Below are 5,745 nucleotides of genomic sequence, written 5' to 3' on the forward strand. Positions count from 1 at the left end.
GTGGTGCGGGGGGCCGGGTTCTGGGTGGCGCTCGTGCCGCAGGTGCCGGGGTTCGCGTGGGTGGGTCTTGAGCCGGGGGTGCGGCGGGCCTTCAAGGATTGCTTCACGCTCTGTGTGCTGGCCTTCGCGGTCGCGCGGTGCTGTCTGCGGCCGAGGGCGGTTACTGTGGATGACGCAGGACCGGCAGGACCGCCCGAGGCGGTGGGGTCGGCGGTGCCGGTCTCCAGGGCCGCGTTTTGACCCATACGGGGCGGCACGGGTAGTCTCGGGGACTGATACGTATTGGCTTCCTCGTTCTCACGCGAAAGGGCCCTTACGTAGGTTCCCTGGAGCAGTTACCAGTGGCTCGCATACGGGCAGCGTCCCCGGCATTGTGAGCCCCAGCTGCATGATCGCTTCCTGGGTGCCGTGTGTCTGGACCCCATCCACTGAAGAAGCGAAGGCTACGAAGTGCGTACGTACAGCCCCAAGCCCGGCGACGTGACCCGTCAGTGGCACGTCATCGACGCCCAGGACATCGTCCTGGGACGTCTGGCGACCACCGCCGCCTCTCTCCTGCGCGGCAAGCACAAGCCGACTTACGCCCCCCACATGGACATGGGCGACTTCGTCATCATCGTCAACGCCGAGAAGGTTCACCTCTCCGGCAACAAGAAGACCCAGAAGATGGCCTACCGCCACTCTGGCTACCCGGGCGGCCTCCGCTCGGTCCGCTACGACGAGCTGCTTGAGAAGAACCCCGAGAAGGCCATCGAGAAGGCCATCAAGGGCATGCTCCCCAAGAACTCGCTGGGCCGTCAGATGCTCTCGAAGCTGAAGGTCTACAAGGGTGACCAGCACCCGCACGGCGCGCAGCAGCCGCAGCCGTTCGAGATCACCCAGGTCGCGCAGTAAGTCCGGCCACCCCCTAAGACGAAGAGAATCTGAGGATCATCGTGGCCGAGACCACCGCTGAGCAGCCGATCGACGAGACCGTCGACATCGAGCACTACACCACCGAGTCCGAGGCGCCCGTCGAGGGCGAGTACACCTCGGAGTCGAACGCCGCGCGCTTCGGCGACCCGCAGCCGGCCGCCGGCCTGGGCCGTCGCAAGAACGCCATCGCCCGCGTCCGGATCGTCCCGGGCACCGGCAAGTGGAAGATCAACGGTCGCACCCTCGAGGACTACTTCCCGAACAAGGTGCACCAGCAGGAAGTCAACGAGCCGTTCAAGGTTCTCGAGCTCGAGGGCCGCTACGACGTCATCGCCCGCATCGCGGGTGGCGGCGTCTCCGGTCAGGCCGGCGCCCTGCGCCTCGGCGTGGCCCGTGCCCTGAACGAGGCCGACGTGGACAACAACCGCGGCGCCCTCAAGAAGGCCGGCTTCCTCAAGCGCGACGACCGTGCGGTCGAGCGCAAGAAGGCCGGTCTCAAGAAGGCCCGCAAGGCCCCGCAGTACAGCAAGCGCTAATCGTCGCTGCCTGCTAGTACTTCACGAACGCCCCGGCGGCACCCTGTGTGCTGCCGGGGCGTTTCGTTTATCAGCGCCCCGTCGATCCGGGGTGGACGCTCGGAATGTCGGAATGTTCGGAGGACAGCAGTGGGACGACTCTTCGGCACGGACGGCGTGCGCGGTGTCGCCAACGCCGATCTGACGGCGGAGCTCGCGCTCGGCCTCTCGGTCGCCGCGGCGCACGTGCTCGCCGAAGCGGGCACCTTCGAGGGCCATCGCCCGACAGCGGTGGTGGGGCGTGACCCGCGCGCGTCCGGGGAGTTCCTGGAGGCCGCGGTCGTCGCGGGCCTGGCGAGCGCCGGTGTGGACGTCCTGCGCGTCGGTGTGCTGCCCACCCCGGCGGTGGCCCATCTCACCGCCGCGCTCGGCGCCGACCTCGGTGTGATGCTGTCCGCCAGCCACAACGCCATGCCCGACAACGGCATCAAGTTCTTCGCCCGCGGCGGCCACAAGCTCGCCGACGACCTCGAGGACCGCATCGAGTCCGTCTACGAGGAGCACCGCACGGGCGCTCCCTGGCAGCGGCCCACCGGCGCGGGCGTCGGCCGTGTCACCTCGTACGACCAGGGGCTCGACCAGTACGTGGCGCACCTGATCGGTGTGCTGCCGAACCGCCTCGACGGGCTGAAGATCGTCCTGGACGAGGCGCACGGCGCCGCCGCCCGGGTCTCGCCGGAGGCCTTCGCGCGCGCCGGTGCCGAGATCGTCACCATCGGCGCGTCCCCCGACGGCCTGAACATCAACGAGGGCTGCGGCTCGACCCACCTGGAGCAGCTCCAGGCCGCGGTCGTCGAGCACGGCGCCCACCTCGGCATCGCGCACGACGGCGACGCCGACCGCTGCCTCGCCGTGGACCACACGGGTGCCGAGGTCGACGGCGACCAGATCCTCGCCGTGCTCGCGCTCGGCATGCGGGAGCGCGGTGTGCTGCGCCGCGACACCGTTGTCGCCACGGTGATGTCGAACCTGGGCTTCAAGCTCGCCATGGAGCGCGAGGGCCTGCAGTTCGTCGAGACCGCCGTCGGCGACCGGTACGTCCTGGAGGAGATGAAGGCCAGCGGCTACGCGCTCGGCGGCGAGCAGTCCGGGCACGTCATCGCCCTGGACCACGCCACCACCGGCGACGGCACGCTCACCGGTCTGCTGCTCGCGGCCCGCGTCGCCGAGACCGGCCGCCCCCTCAAGGACCTGGCCGCCGTCATGGAGCGGCTGCCGCAGGTCCTCATCAACGTGCCGGACGTGGACAAGTCCCGGGTGAAGAGCTCGGCGGAGCTGACCGTCGCCGTCGCCGACGCCGAGCGCGAGCTTGGCCAGACCGGCCGCGTGCTGCTGCGCCCCTCCGGCACCGAGCCGCTGGTGCGCGTGATGGTGGAGGCCGCCGACATCGAGCAGGCCCGCTCCGTGGCCGGGCGTCTGGCGGACGTGGTGAAGTCCGCGCTCGGCTAGGAGACGCCGAGCTTCTTGGCGGTACGTTCGCGCTGCCGCGCCCAGAGCAGCTTCTGGGCGAGCAGCGTGAGCGTACCGGCGAGCACGATGCCGAGCAGGTTGAGCAGGAGCTGTTCGGTGGAGCCCCAGGCCTGGCGGTACTCGTCGTAGCTGAAGGCCACCGCGGCGTTCGCCGCCGCCGGGACCGTCGTCACCGAGATGGCGACGCCCACGAGCGCGCCCGACTTCGCCGAGGTCAGCGACAGGGTGCCCGCGGCGCCCGCGAGGACGGCCACGACGAAGGAGAACCAGTCGGGCCGGTAGATGAAGTTGGTGTTGGGCCGCTCGGCCTTCAGGGACGACTCGTGGAACAGGTCCACCGCGTCCATGAAGAAGCTGAAGGCCACCGTCGCCGCCATGGCGATCGCGAAGCCCGCGATCAGCGCGATCAGGGAGCGCAGCGCCAGGCGCGGGGCGCGTCGCACGAGCGCCGTGCAGAAGCCCGCGAGCGGGCCGAACTCCGGGCCCACCGCCATCGCGCCCACGATGAGGATCGCGTTGTCGAGGACGACGCCGCAGGCCGCGATCATCGTGGCGAGCGTGATGAAGGCGACGTAGGTGATGGAGAGCGTGGACTCCTCGTGCGTGGCGTCCGCCAGGTGCTCCCACAGGACCGCGTCCGCGCCCTCGCCGGGTGCCTCGTCCTCGGCCTTGTCGGCGCGCAGGGACAGCGACAGGTCGATGTTCTCCAGGGCGATCGAGCCGTGCTTGTCGATCTCCAGGGCGCGCAGGCCGCCGAGGAGTTCGTCGCCCGCCTCGCGGGCCACGTCGCACAGCACGATGTCGCCGGACGGGTTGCGCGCGGCGCCCGGCACGACGGCGAGGTGGGTCGTGCCGGGCGTCTTCTCGATCAGGCGCACCACGGCGTCGGTCCGGTCCGCCGGGGTGATCAGCCGCAGATGGAGCATGTCCGCACCTTAACGCGGGCCTGACGGTCAGAGTTTGCGCAGGCTGAGCCGTCGTACCTTGTGGTCGGGGCCCTTGCGGATGATGAGCGTGGCGCGGCCGCGGGTGGGTGCCACGTTCTCCACCAGGTTCGGCTTGTTGATGGTCCGCCAGGTGGTGCGGGCGTAGTCGAGCGCCTCTTCCTCGGAGACCTGGGTGTACTTGCGGAAGTACGAGGACGGGTTCTGGAACGCGGTCTCGCGCAGCTTGCGGAACCGGTTCAGGTACCAGCGCTCGATGTCCTCGGTGCGGGCGTCGACGTACACGCTGAAGTCGAAGTAGTCGGCCAGGCCGACGCGGGTGCGGCCGTCCTTGCCGGGCAGTGCGGGCTGCAGCACATTCAGGCCCTCGACGATGAGGATGTCCGGGCGGCGCACGGTGAGGCGCTCGCCGGGCACGATGTCGTAGATCAGGTGCGAGTAGACGGGTGCGGTGACCTCGTCCTTGCCCGCCTTGATGTCGGCGACGAAGCGCGTAAGCGCCCTGCGGTCGTACGACTCGGGGAAGCCCTTGCGCGACATCAGGCCGCGCGCCTGGAGCTCCTTGGTGGGCAGCAGGAAGCCGTCCGTGGTGACCAGCTCCACGCGCGGGTGCTCGGGCCAGCGCGAGAGCAGGGCCTGGAGCAGCCGCGCGACGGTCGACTTGCCGACGGCGACGGAGCCCGCGACGCCTATGACGAAGGGCGTGCCCGACTGGGAGCCCTTCTCGCCGGTGTCGCCGAGGAAGGTGTTGAGCGCTCCGCGCAGGCCGTCGGTGGCGCCCACGTAGAGGTTGAGGAGGCGGGAGAGCGGGAGGTAGATGTCCCGCACTTCGTCGAGGTCGATGACGTCGCCGAGGCCGCGCAGCTTCTCCAGCTCGGCGGCGGTCAGGGGCAGCGGCGTCTTTTCACGCAGCGCGCTCCACTCGGCACGGGTGAGGTCGACGTAGGGGGTCGCCTCCGGCTTGTGCCGGTTGGCGCCCCGTGGCGGCGAGGAGACCAAAGAGATCACAGTCCATTGTTACGGGAGTTTGAACGTCCGTGCGGGTGGGGTGTGTCACCCCTCTCGTGATTAGCTGCCGCCGTGATTATTGGTGTGGGTATCGATGTGGCCGAGATCGACCGGTTTGCCGCTTCTCTTGAGCGGACGCCGGGGATGCGGGAACGGCTCTTCGTGGAGCGGGAGTTGTACCTGCCCAGTGGTGAGCGGCGCGGCGTCGCCTCGCTCGCGGCCCGGTTCGCCGCCAAGGAAGCTTTGGCCAAGGCCCTGGGTGCGCCGCCCGGCCTTCGCTGGACGGACGCCGAGGTGTACGTGGAGGAGACCGGGCAGCCCCGCCTGCGGGTCGCCGGGACGGTGGCCGCGCGGGCCGAGGCCCTCGGAGTGCGCGGCTGGCACGTGTCCCTGAGCCATGACGCGGGAGTGGCGTCCGCGGTGGTCGTCGCCGAGGGGTAGGCGGGGCGCCGTGCCCCGAGCCGCGGGCCGCCGCGCTGCTGCCGGGACGCGGTACTGCCGGGGAGCGCGTGGTGCGCGAGACTTGGTGGATGCGTACTGCGTATCGCGTGGAGGACGTACGGGCCGCTGAGCGCGCGCTGATGGCGCGGGTGCCCGAAGGGGCGTTGATGCAGCGGGCGGCCGCGGGGCTCGCCGTGGCCTGCGGGCAATTGCTCGGCAAGGTCTACGGGGCGCGTGTCGTGCTCCTCGTCGGCAGCGGGGACAACGGCGGTGACGCGCTCTACGCCGGGGCGCGGCTCGCGCGGCGCGGGGCCGGGGTGACGGCTGTTCTGCTGTCGCCCGAGCGGGCGCACGGGGGTGGGCTCGCGGCGTTGCGGGGGGCCGGGGGGCGC

Annotated in this window: 7 protein-coding genes; 5 read left to right on the plus strand and 2 right to left on the minus strand. The window is 70.5% G+C overall.

Features of this window, described 5'->3' with window-relative positions; genetic code table 11:
* The first annotated feature begins 450 nt into the window (after positions 1-450).
* The 3 genes from rplM (at position 451) to glmM (ending at position 2,939) form a co-directional block, all read left to right on the plus strand.
* Positions 451-894, plus strand: a complete 444-nt coding sequence (gene rplM, locus IG74_RS0143515) for a 50S ribosomal protein L13 (RefSeq protein WP_030689107.1) — start codon at positions 451-453, stop codon at positions 892-894.
* Between the two features lie 41 nt (positions 895-935).
* Entirely contained in the window at positions 936-1,451 is a 516-nt protein-coding gene (gene rpsI / locus IG74_RS0143520; RefSeq protein WP_030689109.1) for a 30S ribosomal protein S9, read from the plus strand.
* Between the two features lie 129 nt (positions 1,452-1,580).
* Positions 1,581-2,939: a phosphoglucosamine mutase gene (gene glmM, locus IG74_RS0143525; protein WP_030689111.1), complete on the plus strand. Its 1,359-nt coding sequence runs from the start codon at positions 1,581-1,583 to the stop codon at positions 2,937-2,939.
* On the opposite strand, the gene IG74_RS0143530 is transcribed toward glmM, so the two are convergent.
* Positions 2,936-3,886, minus strand: coding sequence for a DUF389 domain-containing protein (locus IG74_RS0143530; protein WP_030689113.1), 951 nt, complete (start codon positions 3,884-3,886; stop codon positions 2,936-2,938). The two genes, glmM and IG74_RS0143530, sit on opposite strands and share 4 nt — an antisense overlap.
* 27 nt (positions 3,887-3,913) lie before the next feature.
* Complete coding sequence (coaA, locus tag IG74_RS0143535) at positions 3,914-4,912, minus strand: type I pantothenate kinase (protein ID WP_030689115.1); 999 nt, start codon at positions 4,910-4,912, stop codon at positions 3,914-3,916.
* Positions 4,913-4,984: 72 nt separating this feature from the next.
* On the opposite strand from coaA, the gene IG74_RS0143540 reads away from it, so the two are divergent.
* Both IG74_RS0143540 and IG74_RS0143545 read left to right on the plus strand, forming a co-directional pair.
* Entirely contained in the window at positions 4,985-5,353 is a 369-nt protein-coding gene (locus tag IG74_RS0143540) for a holo-ACP synthase (RefSeq protein ID WP_030689117.1), read from the plus strand.
* A gap of 89 nt (positions 5,354-5,442) precedes the next feature.
* A partial coding sequence (locus tag IG74_RS0143545; RefSeq protein ID WP_324607537.1) for an NAD(P)H-hydrate epimerase occupies positions 5,443-5,745 on the plus strand: 303 nt, incomplete at its 3' end.

Source organism: Streptomyces sp. NRRL B-1347 (assembly GCF_000720325.1).
GTDB lineage: Bacteria > Actinomycetota > Actinomycetes > Streptomycetales > Streptomycetaceae > Streptomyces.